The sequence below is a fragment of the Chryseobacterium lathyri genome (assembly GCF_030812195.1).
GTDB classification, from domain to species: Bacteria; Bacteroidota; Bacteroidia; order Flavobacteriales; family Weeksellaceae; genus Chryseobacterium; species Chryseobacterium lathyri_A.
In genome coordinates this window covers 368,158-386,375 of the sequence record NZ_JAUSSF010000003.1, presented here as the reverse complement: position 1 = coordinate 386,375, position 18,218 = coordinate 368,158, and the positions used below count along the sequence as shown (strand labels likewise).

Annotated in this window: 17 protein-coding genes; 12 read left to right on the top strand and 5 right to left on the bottom strand. The window is 36.8% G+C overall.

The features are described from left to right. Positions 1–153 precede the first annotated feature (153 nt). Positions 154–1,881, top strand: a complete 1,728-nt coding sequence (locus tag J2T03_RS16915; RefSeq protein WP_307221113.1) for an ABC transporter ATP-binding protein — start codon at positions 154–156, stop codon at positions 1,879–1,881. A gap of 125 nt (positions 1,882–2,006) precedes the next feature. Further along, positions 2,007–2,960 carry a helix-turn-helix transcriptional regulator gene (locus J2T03_RS16910; RefSeq protein WP_307212873.1) on the top strand — a complete coding sequence of 318 codons (954 nt, stop codon included), beginning with the start codon at positions 2,007–2,009 and terminating at the stop codon, positions 2,958–2,960. A gap of 234 nt (positions 2,961–3,194) precedes the next feature. On the opposite strand, the gene J2T03_RS16905 is transcribed toward J2T03_RS16910, so the two are convergent. Next, positions 3,195–3,686 carry a DinB family protein gene (locus J2T03_RS16905; protein ID WP_306843423.1) on the bottom strand — a complete coding sequence of 164 codons (492 nt, stop codon included), beginning with the start codon at positions 3,684–3,686 and terminating at the stop codon, positions 3,195–3,197. Between the two features lie 183 nt (positions 3,687–3,869). On the opposite strand from J2T03_RS16905, the gene J2T03_RS16900 reads away from it, so the two are divergent. The 5 genes from J2T03_RS16900 (at position 3,870) to J2T03_RS16880 (ending at position 8,250) form a co-directional block, all read left to right on the top strand. Beyond that, positions 3,870–4,454, top strand: coding sequence for a hypothetical protein (locus J2T03_RS16900; RefSeq protein ID WP_307212870.1), 585 nt, complete (start codon positions 3,870–3,872; stop codon positions 4,452–4,454). Between the two features lie 215 nt (positions 4,455–4,669). Beyond that, a complete protein-coding gene (locus J2T03_RS16895) occupies positions 4,670–5,239 on the top strand; it encodes a cob(I)yrinic acid a,c-diamide adenosyltransferase (protein ID WP_116010911.1) in 570 nt (189 codons plus the stop codon). Next, positions 5,229–5,876, top strand: coding sequence for a thiamine diphosphokinase (locus J2T03_RS16890; RefSeq protein WP_307212868.1), 648 nt, complete (start codon positions 5,229–5,231; stop codon positions 5,874–5,876). Before J2T03_RS16895 ends, J2T03_RS16890 begins: the two co-directional genes overlap by 11 nt. Before the next feature lie 29 nt (positions 5,877–5,905). Beyond that, positions 5,906–6,748, top strand: coding sequence for a tyrosine-protein phosphatase (locus tag J2T03_RS16885; protein WP_307212866.1), 843 nt, complete (start codon positions 5,906–5,908; stop codon positions 6,746–6,748). 110 nt (positions 6,749–6,858) lie between these two features. Then, a complete protein-coding gene (locus tag J2T03_RS16880; protein ID WP_034704591.1) occupies positions 6,859–8,250 on the top strand; it encodes a decarboxylase in 1,392 nt (463 codons plus the stop codon). 162 nt (positions 8,251–8,412) lie between these two features. On the opposite strand, the gene J2T03_RS16875 is transcribed toward J2T03_RS16880, so the two are convergent. Next, positions 8,413–9,072, bottom strand: a complete 660-nt coding sequence (locus tag J2T03_RS16875; RefSeq protein ID WP_307212864.1) for an HAD family hydrolase — start codon at positions 9,070–9,072, stop codon at positions 8,413–8,415. 135 nt (positions 9,073–9,207) lie between these two features. Here J2T03_RS16875 and J2T03_RS16870 point away from each other — a divergent pair, with 135 nt between their 5' ends. The 4 genes from J2T03_RS16870 to J2T03_RS16855 all read left to right on the top strand — a co-directional run bounded on the left by J2T03_RS16870 (position 9,208) and on the right by J2T03_RS16855 (position 13,618). Then, the gene (locus tag J2T03_RS16870; protein WP_307212861.1) at positions 9,208–10,896 is read left to right on the top strand and encodes a T9SS type A sorting domain-containing protein; all 1,689 of its coding nucleotides are present in this window, start codon (positions 9,208–9,210) and stop codon (positions 10,894–10,896) included. Positions 10,897–10,965: 69 nt separating this feature from the next. Further along, a complete protein-coding gene (speB, locus tag J2T03_RS16865; protein WP_307212860.1) occupies positions 10,966–11,823 on the top strand; it encodes an agmatinase in 858 nt (285 codons plus the stop codon). A gap of 69 nt (positions 11,824–11,892) precedes the next feature. Continuing rightward, a complete protein-coding gene (locus J2T03_RS16860) occupies positions 11,893–12,741 on the top strand; it encodes a bifunctional helix-turn-helix domain-containing protein/methylated-DNA--[protein]-cysteine S-methyltransferase (RefSeq protein ID WP_307212857.1) in 849 nt (282 codons plus the stop codon). A gap of 265 nt (positions 12,742–13,006) precedes the next feature. Next, positions 13,007–13,618: an alpha-ketoglutarate-dependent dioxygenase AlkB family protein gene (locus tag J2T03_RS16855; RefSeq protein WP_306843437.1), complete on the top strand. Its 612-nt coding sequence runs from the start codon at positions 13,007–13,009 to the stop codon at positions 13,616–13,618. A gap of 160 nt (positions 13,619–13,778) precedes the next feature. Here J2T03_RS16855 and J2T03_RS16850 read toward each other — a convergent pair whose 3' ends face one another. The 3 genes from J2T03_RS16850 to J2T03_RS16840 form a co-directional block, all read right to left on the bottom strand. Continuing rightward, complete coding sequence (locus J2T03_RS16850) at positions 13,779–15,638, bottom strand: CocE/NonD family hydrolase (protein ID WP_307212855.1); 1,860 nt, start codon at positions 15,636–15,638, stop codon at positions 13,779–13,781. A gap of 189 nt (positions 15,639–15,827) precedes the next feature. Then, positions 15,828–16,247: an SH3 domain-containing protein gene (locus tag J2T03_RS16845; RefSeq protein WP_306843440.1), complete on the bottom strand. Its 420-nt coding sequence runs from the start codon at positions 16,245–16,247 to the stop codon at positions 15,828–15,830. 7 nt (positions 16,248–16,254) lie between these two features. Continuing rightward, positions 16,255–16,743 carry a BON domain-containing protein gene (locus J2T03_RS16840; protein ID WP_306843442.1) on the bottom strand — a complete coding sequence of 163 codons (489 nt, stop codon included), beginning with the start codon at positions 16,741–16,743 and terminating at the stop codon, positions 16,255–16,257. 222 nt (positions 16,744–16,965) lie between these two features. Between J2T03_RS16840 and J2T03_RS16835 the strand changes: the two genes are divergently transcribed. Beyond that, positions 16,966–18,216 carry a dicarboxylate/amino acid:cation symporter gene (locus tag J2T03_RS16835; protein WP_306843444.1) on the top strand — a complete coding sequence of 417 codons (1,251 nt, stop codon included), beginning with the start codon at positions 16,966–16,968 and terminating at the stop codon, positions 18,214–18,216. Positions 18,217–18,218: the final 2 nt, after the last annotated feature.

The following is an 18,218-nucleotide window of genomic DNA, read 5'->3' as shown; positions in this document are numbered from 1 at the left end:
TATTTGCTGAAAAATAGAATAAAACGTACCTTTTCTTTCGGAAACGGTACGTTTTTTAGTTAAAATAATTCTATGGCAAAACCCTTTAACAGAACAGTTACTTTATTCGGGATCTACAAACAGCTCGTTCCATTTATAAAGCCTTACCGTTTAATGATTTACGGGACGCTCTTTCTTACTTTTTTAGGAGCTCTGGCAGCGCAGGTCAATCCTATTGTATTAAAATATACGGTAGATGAGGTGACAAAGCTTACCCATCTTCCGCATCCGATGTCTGAAGGGATTCACATCCTGGTAGTGATCTCCATTATTTTACTGGGAAAAGAACTGCTTAATATTTTTATCAACTTCGGACAGAAATTTTACGGCGAAAAAATAAGGATCAATGTAAGCTCTGTTCTGGCACAGTCTGCCATTGATAAAATACTGATGTACCGGGTGGCGTATTTCAATGATGAGAATCATGAATCCGGAAAACTGCAGATCAGGATAGACCGTGGAATCGAAAGTTTAACAAGGCTGGTACAGAATTTTTTCATCGATATACTGCCACTTTTTTCCAATGCTATTATTGCCCTGATCATTATGTATATGCAGAATGTGTATGTAGGGATGGTTTCTACGATCATTATTCCAATCTATTTTTATATAAGCTCATTACAGGCAAAAAAGCTTGGGGGAGTGCGCCGTCAGCTCAGAAACCAAAGGGAGAGAAAAACGTCAGGACTTTTGAACCTGATCAACTCTATTATGGTGATCAAAAGCTTTGTCCGGGAAAAATTTGAAGGCAAAAAGCAGTATGATCTGCAGATGGAGCTGATGGAAAGCCAGATGTTCACCAGAAAAACCAACTTTATTTATGACGGTTTAAAAACCTTTATTGAACAGTTCGGAGTGGTTTTAATTATTCTTCTGACCGTTTATCTGGTGCTGGATCAGCAGATGACTATTGGGGCTATTATGCTTCATATTATGCTGTTCAATAATATATCAGCGCCTATACGCCAGCTGCACAGGATTTATGACGATATGAATGATGCTATGATCTACGCTGAAGGTTATTTTGAAATCCTTAATGCAGAAGATGAAAAAGAACCGAACGGAAGTTTTATAGAAAAGGAGATCAAAGGTAATTTTGAACTGAAAAATGTAGATTTCAGCTATCCCAACGGAACAAAAGCCCTGCACAATGTTTCCATGAAGATAGAGAATGGGAAAACAACAGCATTAGTAGGATTGAGTGGAGCTGGAAAATCAACAGTGATCAATCTTCTCTGTAAGTTTTACCTTCCGAATTCCGGAGAGATTTTATTGGACGGAGTGGATCTAAATAATTATGATAATACCTTTCTGAGGGACGAGCTTGGCCTGGTATTGCAGAAAAACCATATTTTTCAAGGAAGCATTGAAGACAATATCCGGTATGGCGATATGAATGCCAGTTTTGATGAAATTCAGGAAGCTTCAAAAAAAGCATATCTTCATGATCAGATCCTTGATCTTCCTGATGGTTACAATCACGATGCAACCCAGCTTTCCGGTGGTCAGCAGCAGAGAATTGCCATTGCGAGGCTATTCCTGAAAGATCCACCTATTATTTTCCTGGATGAACCTACTGCCAGTCTGGACGCTATTGCCACCGAGCAGATAAAAAACTCACTGGATGCCATCAAAGAAGGCCGTACTGTGGTCATTATTTCCCATTCACTGTCACAGATTCTGGACGCGGATACCATTTATGTGATGAAAAAAGGAAGGGTAGTGGAAAGTGGAGCTCATGACGAGCTGGTTCAGCTTAACGGAACTTACCGGGAGATCTTTGATGCATCTGCCAGAAGTTTGAATCTGGATAAACTGGTGAATTCTTTTAAGGATAATTGATCTTTTTTCCCGCAGATCATACTGATTTCACAGATTTTTATGCATTATGGACCTGCTTAATCCGAGAGAGAATCCTGATTTATATTTTCCGGACCAAAAAAGATTGATAGATTTGCTGTATCAATATGAACGACCATTATCTTAAAAAACTCGACAGAGTAACGGCTATTCTGACACAATTACAGTCAAAACCGACCGTAAGGGCACAGGACCTTGCAGCAAAATTTGATGTCAGTATCCGCACGATCTACCGGGATGTCAAAACGTTGGAAAATGCCGGGATTCCTATTATAGGAGAGGCAGGAAACGGCTATTCCCTGATGGATGGCTATAAGCTTCCGCCCATCATGTTTACAAAAGAAGAGGTATTGAGTTTTATCACCGCGGAAAAACTGATGCAGAAATTTTCTCACCAAAGCCTTGGGAATCATTACCAGATGGCCATGGAAAAAGTTCGCTCTGTGCTTCGGAATTCAGATAAAAACCTGATCCTGAATATTGAAAAGCAGATTGATGTTTATAATCATCATCCACAGGCAGATGACACGATCAAAAATGTGATACCTACCATTCTGGAAAGTATTGCAGATAAAACACAGCTGTTCATTGAATACAAAACAGTTGATTCCCGGATAACGAAAAGAACTATTGAAGCGGTCGGTATTTTCTTTGAGTTCAATTACTGGTATATTATGGCCTTCTGTACCATGAGAAAAGATTTCAGACAGTTCCGTGTCGACAGGATTCTGCAGATTCTCAAAACCCAAAATCCCTTTTCACAGGAATACGGACAGATCAATGATTACAGAAGGTATTCGAAAGGGGAAAAAACCAGAGTAAGACTTTTAGTTGAGAAAAAAATAATAGGACATATCGTTAATTCCAGAAGATATTATGGATTTATCGAAGAAACGGAAACAGAACATGGAATTGAAATGATCTTTGATACGGAATGGATAAACGAAGGTTTTCCCAGGTGGCTGATTACATTTGCAGATTATGCGACCATTTTGGAGCCGGAATCTTTAAAAATAAAGCTCAGAAATCTGGCTTCGGATATTTCAAAAAAAATGGAATAGAGAATATAAAATCCGGCTTCACATTCGTGAAGCCGGATTTTTAGAAATTTATATCATCTGAATAAGGAAAAACTTTTACTTAAACTAAAAGACAAAAAATCAAAAACAACAAAATCTGTAGTGTCTATATTTAATGAATGGAGAATCTGTATGATTTGTTTTGTGATTCTGAAGTTTCCTCTTTTTGTCTGAGTTGAATCATCATTTTCAGTCTAAGCAAAGGCATTAATGATCCTAGAATCTCTCCCAAAAAAAAGGGGGCTCAATTCCTAAAGCTCTCAGATAGACATATCCCTGGCCTCTGTGGTGAATTTCATTATCTACGAAGTAAAGAATATTCTGGTACACCGGAAATTCATACTGACCGAATAGATTAAAAGTTTCCTGGAAACGTTCTTCTGTAATCTGGCCGAAGTACTGGTTAATAACATCCGTTTCTTCATCCCATTTTTTCAGAAGATCTTCTTTTGTTTTCGGATTGAATCCTTCCTCATTGTAAGCTTCCATGTTTTTACCAACAATTCCTTTCAAAGCAGGCCCTCCGATGCTGATCAGTTCTGTCGCCAGTTTTGCGAAAGGTCTCATTCCTCCTACAGAAAATTCAAATAATTCTTTCTCAGGAAAAGCTTCTATTACTCTTCTTGTCAGATTTCTGTGTCCCTGCCAGTGCTCTAATAATTGGTCAGAAGTCATGAATTGTTTTGTGGCTGTTGCTGTAGTTGTCATAATTGTATTGTTTAGTTTGTTATTGTTGATACAAAGGTATGGCAGAGTTATGACAACAGTTTGTCAGTAGGATTTTTGATATTAAAAAATATTTTATTTCTTTACTGAAATATCTGTAGCTGTTTTCCGTTAGAAGGGAAGTGTATGGATAAAAAAGAATTGGATCCTTATTAGAATTTTAAAATGAAGAAGTATATTTTGCCTGTTATTCCCGCTCTTTTATTAATATCATGTAATAAAATTGAAGAAAAGATAGACCAGACCGTTCAGAAGACTACTGAAGCGGTACAGCAGAAAACCCAGCAGGCGGTTGAAGAAACAGTGAAGAAAACAGTCAGTGAATCAATTAATTCTTTAACGAATTCTCAGGATATAAAGTTCAACCAGGTATTTCCTGATGGAGGAAAACATATAGTTTCAGAGGACACCGGAAAGAAATTTAAATTTCCTAACGGTTCCGAAGGCTATATTTTCAAATATAAATCAGATATCACAATACTGCTTCCTTTTCTGGAAAAGCAGCCTTCTTCCGATGAAAACAAATCAGATAAAACAGCCCGTAAAATAGACGGCCAAAGCATCATCGACAAAATAAGTTTTGTTTCAAAATTTCTTCCCGAGAATACTTTTGACACCAGTTTCTTAGAAGATATTAAAAATGATAAGAATATAGAATATTATAAGCTGAAAAGGTTTCCCCACAACAGTACAATAATCTATAACCCCAAAAACCAGACCATCATACAATATGTAGAGGTAAATAAATAATTTGTAAGTGACCGGATTTGTCCGGTCATTTTTATTACACCGAATATATTCAATAGGAATGGGCTAAAGCCCATTTAAACGATTATTCACCATTAATCCGGCTTTAGCCAAACCTACATTCATATTTATCTCTGCGGGAATATTGCATTTCCATGTTCCAGGATCATGAATACATTTTGCTTTTTACATTGTACAAAATAAAGTAATTTAGTGCTATGAAAATTTATACGAAAACAGGAGATAAAGGACAGACCGCTTTATATGGCGGCACAAGAGTTTCCAAAGCCAGTGCAAGAGTGGACAGCTACGGAAATATAGACGAGCTTAATTCATTCATTGGTATTTCCAAAAGTCATATTGAGGATGAAGAAGTTTTGAAGCAGTTGAAAAAAATTCAGTTTGATCTCTTTACTGTTGGTTCGGAAGCTGCGACGCCGGTTGATAAATTAATGTTGGCCAATGGAAAATCACGTCTGCCATTAATCATTTCAGACACTGAAATTGAAGAGCTGGAACAGTGGATGGATGCTTTTGAAGAAAAGCTGGAGCCTCTGCAATACTTTATTCTTCCCGGTGGCGGAAAATCGGCAACATTTTTACATGCTGCAAGAACCATCTGCAGAAGAGCAGAACGTTCTCTGGTTTTCCTGAATGAATCTGAAGAAGTACGTCCTGAGCTGATCAAGTATCTGAACAGACTTTCTGATTATCTTTTTGTTCTGGCAAGATATATTTCAAAAATCAATAACGAACCGGAAGAATATTGGAATCCGAATGAAAGATAAAGCATTACTTTTCATTAACGGAGACCATCCGAAAAACTTTCCAGATCCGGATCAGTATGGCTTAATTGCCTGTACAGACGGTGCATTTCATTATTTAAAGCAGTTAGGTTTTCCCTTAGGGAAGTTGGACTTTATTTCCGGTGATTTCGATTCCCATTCAGGGGCAGACGAGGACGTTTATCAAGAAAAATTTATCCTTACCCTGGATCAGGATAAAACAGATTTTCATAAAGCTTTGGAAATTGTTTTAGAAAGAGGATGCATTTCTGTAGATGTCTTTGGAGGAAGCGGTGGCGAGCAGGACCATTTTTTAGGAAACCTTACCGTCGCTTATGCATTTAAAGACCAGTTGAAAATAAAGTTTTATGATGATTTTTCTGAATATTATTTTGTCCCGAAAAATTTTAAAATGAGAGGGGTTAAGAATAGAATGATCTCATTGTATCCTTTTCCTTCAGTTGAAAATATAACAACAACAGGATTAAACTGGCCATTGACCAATGGAAAGCTAAACATCACTTCAAGAATAGGGACAAGAAATTTTGCGGTTGAAGATGAGGTTACCATTCAGTATCAATCTGGTGACCTTCTGTTTTTTGTAGGAGTTAATGAAATAGAAAACCCCGGAATGTATTGAAATCATTCATAAAAATATCAATCCTGTTCATGGTGATATTTTGTGTTTTATCCTGTAAAACACAGAATTTTGCCCGGCCCGAATATGGTAAAAATGAAACGGATCATCTTATTGAAGTTAAAAAAGTATACAATTTCAGGACGGTCGGGGACATTAAAAATACTGAAGGCAGAACTTTAAAAGCAGGAAAACTTTACAGAAGCGGTCATCTTCACAAACTGAAGAAAAGATCATTCAAAGAAATTCAAAGCCTGGGAATAAAAGAAGTCATTGATCTTAGGAATTCAAAAGAAATTTCTGATAAACCGGACCAACTTCCCGATGGCATCATTTATAAAAAATATTCAGCCTTTGCAGATGAAGGAGACCAGTTGACTCAGGCCAGAAAACTGGTTCTGAAAGGAAAGGTTAACAGTTCCGATGCTGATAAAAGAATGATTGATTTCTACAGAGAATATGTAACAGAAAATCCGGAAGTGATCAGAAAAATCATCACTGAAATTCTGGAATCCGAACAGCCGGTCCTCTATCACTGTACCGCAGGGAAAGACAGGACAGGAATAATAACTGCTTTAATTCTGGCTATTCTAAAGTTTGATAAGGAAACAATTTACAATGATTATCTCTTATCCAATAATTACAGGAAAAAATTAGTCATGAAAAGGCTAAGTCTGGCTGACAACTTACATTTTCTATATCCCAAAATGGATGTAAAGGTTCTTGAAAAGCTGAGTTGGGTGGAAATCGCTTATCTCGATGCAGCTTTTGATGAAATCAATAAGAAATATGGCTCCACCGACACTTATATTCAAAAGGTATTGGGAATTTCAACGGATAAGAGAGAAGAATATATTAAGAAGTTTACAAATTAATAATCTGTTTCGGTTTTTGCCTGATCCTGTTTTGAAATTTATAATAAATTTAACGCTTAAAAATCAAACTTTTTTAGCAATTTTGCATTTCGTAATTCACTTGTCAAGAAATGAAAATAAAGTACTCGGAACTTATTGATCAGACATTATATTTTCCTACGGAAGAATTTAATGTTTCTGAGAACAATTTGTTATTTCACGATGTTCCTTTAATGGAAGTCGTTGAAAAATTTGGCACCCCGCTAAAAATTAGCTACCTGCCAAGAATTTCTCAAAACATCCAGAAGGCGAAAAGCTGGTTCAGGGAAGCTTTTGAGAAAGCCGAATATAAAAAGAATTATACCTACTGCTACTGTACAAAATCCAGTCATTTCAATTTTGTGCTTGAAGAAGCTCTTAAGAACGATATCTCTATCGAAACTTCTTCAGCATATGATATGGACATTGTAAAATCTCTTTATGAGAAGGGAAAAGTAGATAAAAATATTGAAGTCATTTGTAATGGATTCAAAACTGATGATTATCTGGTGAAAATTTCAGAAATGATCAACAGTGGCTTTGAAAATATTACCCCGATCCTGGATAACTACCGTGAGCTGGATAAGCTTACTGAAAGTATTGATACCACTTTCGACATCGGGATCAGAATTGCTTCAGAAGAAGAGCCGAAATTCGAATTTTATACCTCAAGACTGGGGATCGGATATAGGGATATTATTCCTTATTACAGCCAGAAAATTGCCGAGCATCCGAATGCAAGGCTGAAAATGCTTCACTTCTTCATTAATACAGGGATCAAGGACACTGCTTATTACTGGAACGAATTATATAAATGCCTTCGTGTATATGCACGTTTGAAGAAGATTGCCCCGGAAGTTGATTCCTTGAATATTGGTGGCGGTTTCCCGATCAAAACTTCTTTAAACTTCGAGTACGACTATCAGTATATGGTAGAGGAAATCGTTTCTCAGATCAAAAAGTTCTGTGAAGAGGAAGGCGTGGAAGAACCTAATATTTATACGGAATTCGGAAGCTTTACAGTAGGGGAAAGCGGAGCAAACCTCTATAAAATTATCTCTCAGAAACGCCAGAACGACAGAGAGAAGTGGAATATGATAGATTCTTCATTCATGACCACACTTCCGGATACATGGGCTATTTCAAGACACTTTATCATGCTTCCATTAAACAGATGGGAAGATACTTATGAAAGAGTATTCCTGGGAGGATTAACCTGTGATTCGGATGATTATTACAATTCTGAACAGCATACGAACGCAATTTACCTGCCTGTTTTCAGTGATACAAAACCTCTGTACATAGGGTTTTTCCATACAGGAGCGTATCAGGAAACAATTGGAGGATATGGCGGTGTTCACCACTGTTTGATGCCTCAGCCAAGACATGTTCTGATCCAGAAAGATGAAAACGGTGAGCTTCAGTATGAAATTTTCCGTGAAAAACAGGAACCTGAAGATATTCTGAAAATTTTGGGTTACTAGTCATTGCGAGGAACGGAAGTGACGAAGCAATCTCATCTTAATAATCTTAACAACTTAATTATTAATGTTTCAATTTTAAATCATTAAGGCTTTTATTAAGAATCTACACTTCCCTAGAAAAACATAAAAAATAAAGCTCTCAAAATTTGAGAGCTTTTTCCTTTAAAAATATTTTGTAAGCTTATCCAGCTCCAGTTCTTCATAATCTGTAACTACGATATCCGCTAGAGTATAATCCTGATTTTTTGAATGCGGGCTTCTGTAGGCAGCGCAGAAAATTTTCGCCCTGTTGGCGGCAAGGATTCCGTTAGTCGAATCTTCAATCACCATGCAGTTCCCTGCTGATTCTTCTGCCATCTGTGCTGCAAGAAGAAATACCTCAGGATGAGGTTTGGATTCCTTTAGCGCGGCGCCGCTTATTTTCCCGCTGAAATATTGTTCAAGCCCGAATTTTTCAAAAACCATATTGATGGTCGTCATTGTAGCCGAAGAGGCAAGGATAAGTTTGATACCATTCTCATGGTAATGCTTGATTAGCTCCCTTACTCCCGGAATCAGATCAAATTCTTCGTCATTATCAAAATAATCTTTGAAGTATGATCTTTTAATACCGGCAATGGTTTCGTGGGTATGGGCTAAATTGTATTTCTGGATCAGTGTCTCACAGACTCTTTTTGTGGAGGCTCCTGTAAAAGAGGTGTACAGGTCTTCGGAAACGGCAATTTCCAGTTCGTCAAAGGTGGCAAAATAAGCTTTTCTGTGCAGTGGTTCCGTATCTACAATAACCCCGTCCATATCGAAAAGAACAGCTTTTAAGGACATAAAATTAAAATTTAAACAAAGATACTAACAAATAGTTCTATTTAATAATATTGTATTTTTATAATCAATAAATATACATTTCTATGGAAAAATAATTAAATTTATAGCATATGAAAAATAAAAAAACTTACAACTATGAAAAAAATGCTATTTACTTGTATACTAATGTGTCATGCTTTTTGTTCAGCTCAGATTACAATATTTGAAGATTTTGAACGACCAGGTTTACTAGGAGATGCTATATCCATATATGGATGGACACCTTTACGTATTGGTTCTACATCTTGTACGGGGACAAGGGCCTATAAAAGTTTTCTTAATACTTTTGGAGGGCAAACTACTACTTTAATATACACAACAAATCATTCTAATGGTGCTGAATTAAAATATTCATTTAAATATTTTGTTGAATCAATGGCCAATTATAGTTCAGGAGGTAATATTACTACAAGTTACTCTTTAGATGGAGGAACTAGCTGGACTGATTTGGGAAGTCCCATAACATTTTTAGTACCAATCGCAGGGGCAGCCATACCTTGTACTTTAGTTTCAGGAACAATACCAGCAGGTAATATTCCTACGGGGTCTACATTTAAATTTAGATTCATGGTAAAAAATACTGTTGTAGCAAATAATCCTGCATATCCATATCAGACGGTTGGTATTGATGATATTAAGCTTGAGCAAATCCCTACAGGAATTCCATCATGCTTGAATACACAGGTATATTTTACTAATCCTAAAAATCCATTAAAAACAGATATTCAATGGTATCCAGCAAAAGGTGCAACAGGATATTATATTAGTTTAGGAACTACTCCAGGAGGGACTGATGTCATAAACAATTTAGATATCGGAAATACGACCCATCATTTTATATCTACCTTACAACATTCCATACAATATTTTGTAACAATCACTCCGTATAACTCCTTTGGAAATGCTTCTTGTACATTAACTTCTGATTTTATAACTGATAAATTACTTTGTCCAGAAAATTTACTACCTAGTGGTAATATTGCTTCAACAATCAATGGATTTAAATGGGATCCTGTTTCAGATGCTGCAGGTTATAAAATAACTGTAGGTACAACACCACAAGGTAACGATATTTTAAACAATGTTGATGTAGGTAATGTAACTACATTTCATCCTTCAGCTCCACTTTTATTTAATACTCAATATTATTTCACTGTTAAAACATACAATGCGTCTGGTGAATCTTTTGGATGTGCTACAAAAAGTTTTAAGACTCAAATACCATGTGCACCACTTGCTTTTCATTCACCAAATGGTAACGTAGTATCATCACTTACCCCAAAATTAAGCTGGGGGACTAAAGATTTTGTTGCTCCAACAGGGGGATTTAGATTGAGTTTAGGAAAATATATTGGTTCAAATAGTACAAGTGATGTTTTAGATAATCTGGATGTTGGGTATGTAACTAATTATCAATTAACCAGTTCTTTAGAGCCTGATACAAATTATTTTTATAGTGCATCCGGATATAATTATCAAACTGAACAATTTAATAATTGCTACGGCGTATTTTTTACTACCCCTGGGGTGTTAAGCACTTCAGAAATACAGAAGGATAATGATAATATACTTATCTATCCGAATCCAACAAAAGATTTTATTAATGTACATTCAAAAAAGAAAATAAAAAATGTAAATCTTGTTGATTTTTCCGGAAAAAAATTGCTTGAGTTTAAGTGGGAAAATAATAAAATTGATTTAAGAGACCTTTCTAAGGGAGGCTATATACTACAAATAATATTTTCAGACAATTCAGTTTCTAATAAAACAATTACCAGAGAGTAAAATCTAGAGAAAAATTCTTCTTATCTTTGCTAAATTAATCTTTATATCATTTAATTTTTTAAATAAAACATGAGAACATACGCAGGAATTCCTGAAGAAAATGCAACGTTAGAGAACTCTAAAGTAATGCTGGTAACCGTTCCTTATGATGGGACTTCAACATGGGGAAAAGGAGCTGACAAAGGCCCTGAATTATTCCTTGATGCTTCCGAAAACATGGAGCTTTACGACATTGAAACAGGAACTGAACCTTATCTTGACGGAGTATATCTGGCTGGAGAAATTTCTGAAAATTCTACGCCTGAAACCATGACAGAAGCCGTTTACCAAAAAACCAAAGAGCTTTTGAATAACGAAGGAAAAGTATTTACCCTTTTCGGTGGTGAGCACTCGGTTTCTATCGGTTCTATCCGTGCGGTAGGAGAAAAGTTTGAAAACCTTACCGTTCTTCAGCTGGATGCCCATACAGATTTACGCCCGGAATTTCACGGTTCTACTTCTAACCATGCATGTGCAGTTTTTGAAGCCAATCAGAAGCATAATCTGGTTCAGGTGGGAATCCGTTCTATGGACGTGGAAGAAGCCCAGTATCTGCCGGAAGGAAGAGTGTTTTTTGCCCATGAAATTGCGAATAACGATAACTGGATCAATGATGTTTTAGAAAAAGTTTCAGGAAACGTATATATCACCATCGACCTTGATGCTTTTGATCCGTCAATTGCTCCTTCTACAGGAACTCCGGAACCAGGTGGACTTCAGTGGTACCCAACTTTGGAATTGTTGAGAAAAGTATTTGAAAAATGTAATGTGGTAGCTTTCGATATTGTAGAATTAATGGATTCTCCGATGGCTAAGCCAACAGCTTTCCTTGCAGCTAAGTTATATTACAAAATGCTTGCTTATAACCATATTTATAACAACAACTAAAATTCCGCAAGAATCAGATTTTTTCTGCCCTATATTCTTTGGAAATTTGTGAGGTAAAAAAGAAATAATATGTCCGCACAAAATCAGATAGATTATAACAGAATTGCCAAAGCGATAGAATATATCCAGAGCAATTTCAGGCTTCAGCCAAGTTTGGAGGAAGTGGCAGAGAATATTCACTTGAGTCCGGCTCATTTTCAGAAGATATTTACAGAATGGGCAGGAACAAGTCCTAAGAAATTTTTGCAGTTCATCAGCCTTGAACACGCTAAAAATTTACTGAAGGAAGAGAAAGCGACTTTATTTGATACCGCCTATGAGACGGGGCTATCCAGCACAAGCAGGCTTCATGACCTCTTTGTGAACATAGAAGGAATGTCTCCGGCAGAATATAAAAACGGCGGAAAAAGCCTGAACATCAATTACAGTTTTTCCAAAAGCCCTTTTGGATATGTAATGGCAGCATCTACAGAAAAAGGGATCTGCTATATGGCTTTTGAAGACGATAAAGAAACAGCATTGGGAAATTTGAAACTGAAATTCCCCAATGCTTCTTTTTTTGAAACACAGGATGCCCTGCAGAAAAATGCCCTGTCCATATTTGATAAAGACTGGACGAAGCTCAACACGATTAAATTACATTTAAAAGGTACCGATTTCCAGCTTAAAGTCTGGGAAAGTTTACTTTCTATTCCAATGGGAAAACTTTCCACCTACGGAAATCTCGCTGAAAAAATAGGAAATCCGAAGGCATCCAGAGCTGTCGGAACAGCGATTGGCAGCAATCCTGTGGCTTTTCTTATTCCATGCCACCGTGTGATTCAATCTACCGGAAATATTGGGGGTTACCGATGGGGAAGCGGAAGAAAGCAGCTGATCGTGGGTTGGGAAAGTTCAAAGGTTTATGCTGGAAATTAGATTTTGTTTACCTTAATCTGATTTAAGTTTTGGCTAAAGCCAGATTGTGTTTTTTATTTATAAAACGGACTGAAGTCCGTTCCTATTGATGTAAATATTGCAAATCATATTTTAGATATTATTACAGAATAAAAATCTTAAGTGCATTTTATTCAATGTTTTAATAATAATTTAAAAAACTAAAGTGTTAAAGACTTTTGCGACTTTTGTGGTTGAAAAATTATTAAAAATCATCAATACATTATATTTTTTACAAATCAAAATCATGAACAGCCTGTTTGAAGAAATATCAGAATATCCTTTGAATATCCTTCCGCATGACGGAACGGTCCACTATTACGGAACGGTTTTCAGTAAAGATAAATCCGACTTTTTTTATGATTATTTGCTGAATCAGATTCCTTGGGAGAGTGATGAAGCAGTGATCTTCGGAAAATTAATTTTAACGAAAAGAAAAGTGGCATGGTTCGGAGAAAAAGCCTTTGAATATACCTATTCAAAACGGACAAAATTGGCAAAATTATGGACTCCGGAATTATTAGAATTAAAGAAAAAATGCGAAGAGGTCTCCGGAGAAACCTACAATTCCTGTCTTCTCAATCTATATCACGACGGAAGTGAGGGAATGGCCTACCACAGTGATGGCGAAACCGATCTTAAAAAACATGGTGCAATTGCCTCCCTCACTTTCGGCGCCGAAAGAAAGTTTTTATTTAAACATAAAACGACCAAGGAAAAAGTGGAAATATTCTTGGAAAACGGAAGTTTGCTGATTATGAAAGGAACAACACAGGAAAACTGGCTGCACAGGCTTCCTCCAACAACAAAAGTAAAAACACCAAGGGTAAATCTTACTTTCAGGACAATTGAAGAGTAAAAACTCTGGTGACTTTGAGGGACTCGGCCACCAAAGCTTACAAAATATAAAAAAAGTCGGTCGCTAAGATTCTCGAAGCGATCGGCTTTTACGTTTTAAGAAGCAGAGATGAATATGAATCCTGATGACTGAGGTTCTCAAAGTCACCGGGATTTTGCTTTTATTTCAAAACTTCAGCTTCGATAGAACTGTCATTATACACTTTGATAAAAGCTTTCGTATAATCTTCTTTCGTAGCGAAATTTGGATTCTCCATGAATTTCTGAGGATTTATTGCAAAAAGCGGCCACCATGTGCTGCTGATCTGAATCTGGATCTTATGTCCTTTTTTGAAAGTATGCATCACATCCTGCAGTCTGAAATTCACTGCAGTTTTCTCGTTAGGTACCAGCGCTTCTCCTTTTTCTCTGGAATTTCTGAATCTGGCTGGCATAATTTCACTTCTTACCATTTGATGATAGTTTGGATAGATCACACCATCTTTCTTTTCTGCAGGTTTAAAGTCTTCAGGATAAACATCGATCAGTTTTACTGCAAAATCTGCATCTGTAGAAGAGGTAGCAATATTCAGCTTAGCCATGATCTCTCCTGCAAAACTGATATCTTCCGTCAAAATATCCGTTGTAAATGTCAAAACGTCCGGTCTGCCTACTGCAAATCTCTGGTCTTCTGACATATAATTTTTAGGAGTAAAACCATTGAAATCTTTCAGATTGTCGGAACTTAAAACAGGATTGTTTGGGTCGCTGTAGTATTCTGAAAAACCCTGTCCTGCTGTTCTTTTCAATGCTCCGTCAGTTAAATAAAAACTTATTTTCTGGGCATTCTTCGGAGGATAAGAGGAGAATTCTCTCCATTCTTTAGATCCTGTATCATACATCAGAGCTTCCGGAAGCCCGGCATCTTCTTTCGTGTTTCCCTTTAAATAATGATTAAAAAATTTAGTTTCAATATTCTTCTGGTAATAGGTTGCAATGCTATCTCCGAAATAGATCTGGTTGTGGAAATGTTTTCCCTGCTCCTGCGCCCATGCTCCGTGAGAGAAAGGACCCATTACGATGGTATTTTTAGCTTTCGGACTTGTTTTTTCTATGGTTTTGTAAATATTCAGCGGTCCTGAAAGATCTTCTGCATCAAACCAACCCCCAACGGTCATTACTGCATGGTTTACATTCTTTAAATGGGGAAGAAGATTTCTTTTCTGCCAGTATTCATCATAATTAGGATGATTCATGATCTCCGTCATGAAGAAATTGTTTTTATAATATTTTTCATAACCATCCTTTAAAGTTCCCATATCCCTGTAAAACTTAAGGCCATCTTCAGAAGTCTGCTTTACGAAGCTATCCATATACCAGGCTTTGTTTTCTGGTTTTGTTTTCTGAATCCCGAAAACCGGGAAAGTTCTGAAATACCCCAGCATAAATCTGCCGTTATGAAGAAAATCATCATTCCAGAAATCCGAAATAGGAGCCTGAGGCGACGAAGCTACCAAAGCAGGATGCTGTGCCAGTATTCCTACCGCAGTATAAAATCCTGGATATGAAGTTCCATACTGACCGGCCTTTCCGTTATTATCCTTGATGTTTTTCAAAAGCCATTCTATCGTGTCATATGTATCTGTACTTTCATCCACATCCTTTTTGGTTTTGCGGTCTATCTGAGGAGTCATATTGGTGAAAGTTCCTTCACTCATATACCTTCCGCGTACATCCTGGAATACAAAAATATACTTATCCTTCATCAGGAACTGGTTAGGACCCAGCTTGGTTTTGTATTCATTTTCACCATAGGGAGCAATGCTGTAGCAGGTTCTCTGCATCAGGAAAGGATATTTGTTCTTATTTGAAATATCTTTCGGAACATATACTGCTGTGAAAAGCTTTACACCGTCACGCATCGGAATGTAAAATTCCTTTTTGGTGAAATTATCTTTTACGAAAGTATCCTTCTGGTCTGTACTCTGTGAAATTCCAAGGATAAAAAAGAAAACAAATAAAATTGAAATATGGATCTTCATAAATAAAATTTACTGCTAATTTAGAAATAAAATGGCTCCCATATACATCTTTCAATGGAAAATAGAAGAGGATAAGACCAAAGCAAAAACACCTGCTGGATCTGACTGACTGAGGGATATTATAAAAAAACATCCCCAATTGGGGATGTCTGTATTGATTTTTTTCAAAAGTTTGATATTTTGAAAAAATTAAGCTCTTAAATATCTTGAATAAGCATAACCTTCTTGGCCGTCATCAGTTTTCACTTTCCACCAGTCATCAGAAGTCTGCTCGATCAAAGTTACCGATGAACCTTTTGCAGCTTTTCCTACTACGGCAGCCTCAGTAGAAGGCTCCTGTCTGATGTTAAGATTAGAATCCTCTGTAGCTACTGTTAAAGAAGCACCTGAAGTTAATCCTGCCACTTGTACATCAATATTGATATCTGAAGCTGAATAGGTAGAATCAATAGTTCCTAAAGCATTCCATACTGCATCTTTTGCTGCTGTATTGGAAGCATTCCCAGTAACATAAAGAATACCATCCTGTTCCTGAACCTGAAGATTAGAAATTCCTGCAGACTGTGCTGCTGAAACTACGCTTGAATATTTATCTTGTAATGTGCTCATCTTAAAATTATTTTACCACTAGGTTATTGTTATACTTTCCGATTTTCAAAGCATCTACAGATTCTTTGATTTTTCTCGCCTGAAGGCCTGAAACATTTCCTGTAAGTGTAAGTTGTCCGTTCACAACCTCTACCTTCACAGATGGGAAATCCTTCACAGCATCCTGAACTTTTTTCTGAACTGCTGGATCTACAGCAGATGCTGTCTCCACTGGTGCAGTTGTAACCGGTGCAGCTATAGTAGACATATCCATCACTTCTTTGACTCCTGTGATAGCTTTTAATTTTGCAATCATGGCATCCTTAGACTGCTGGTCTGCGAAAGTTCCGCTTAAATGAGCCACTCCTTCTTTTACTTCTACAGAAGCATTGGGATTAGAAGTTACCACAGTTGTAGCCTGAGTTTGAAGATCGGCGTCAGAAATTTTCTTTTTGCAAGACACCGCTCCAAAAGATATAGCTACAGCTAATGCAGCCATTGCGATAGTTTTTTTCATAGTTGTATATTTATTAATGTTGTTAATACAATCAAATGTAATAATAAAATTTGTACCAAAATAATAAAAGCTCAATAAATGTTTCTTAAATTTTTTACAATATTTTAGGAATCAGCGATTTAATTTTAATGTATTATAAATTTAACTAAATCTTAACTGAATTCAGACAAAATCTTATACCAATTGAAAAACTATTATATTTGCGGGAATTGAACTACATATATGAAAGGACAAAATAAACTTTTTATTGCCATTATCATTGCACTTATCCTGGGAGTAGGAATCGGAGGTCTTGTACATGTACAGTATCCCGAAAGTGCAGAACCCTTTTCCAAAAATATCAAATTGCTGGGAACTGTTTTTATCAGGCTGGTACAGATGATTATCGCACCGCTGGTTTTTACCACGCTTGTCGTGGGAATTGCCAAAATGAGCGATATCAAAATGATTGGAAGGGTAGGAACGAAAGCAATGTTGTGGTTTATTAGTGCTTCATTGGTTTCTCTTTTTATAGGGCTGATATTGGTTAACTGGCTTGAGCCGGGACATGTAACAAAACTGCCTATCCAGGATGCAGCAGCTGCAGAAGATCTTTTAAAAAGCAGTAAAGGTTTTTCATTGGAAGACTTTGTAAAACATATGATCCCTAAAAGTTTATTTGAAGCTTTTGCCACCAATGAGGTACTGCAGATTGTTGTTTTTTCCATTATGTTTGGGGTAGCTCTTGCTAATCTGGGAGAAGAATATTCAAAGCCTGTGGTTAAGCTTTTTGATATTATTGCCCATGCCATCCTTAAAATGGTAGGTTATATCATGTGGTTTGCACCACTTGGGGTTTTGGGAGCCATTGCTGCAGTAGTGGCCATGAACGGGTTCGAAATATTCAAAGTTTATGCAATTTACCTGAGAGACTTTTTCTTTGCATTGGGGGTACTTTGGCTTGTTCTTTTATTGGTAGGCTATTTGATCTTAGGAAACCGTCTTTTCGAATTGCTCAAAAGAATAAAAGCTCCGTTACTGATTGCTTTTTCAACAACGAGTTCAGAAGCTGTTTTCCCTAAATTGGTGGAAGAGCTGGAAAAATTCGGATGTAATAACAGAGTAGTATCCTTCATCCTGCCTTTAGGATATTCATTTAACCTTGACGGAAGTATGATGTATATGACCTTTGCTTCCATCTTCATAGCCCAAATCTATGGCATTGAAATGGAAATTGGGCAGCAGATCACAATGCTTTTAGTTTTAATGCTTACCTCAAAAGGAATTGCCGGAGTTCCGAGAGCTTCTTTGGTAATCATTGTGGCAACCTGTTCTATGTTTGGAATTCCGCCGGAAGGTATCGCCTTGATCCTGCCAATCGACCATTTCTGTGATATGGGAAGAAGTATGACGAATGTATTAGGAAATGCATTGGCAACTTCTGCTGTTTCCAAATGGGAAGGACAGCTTGAAAATACACCTCAGGAAGTATAATC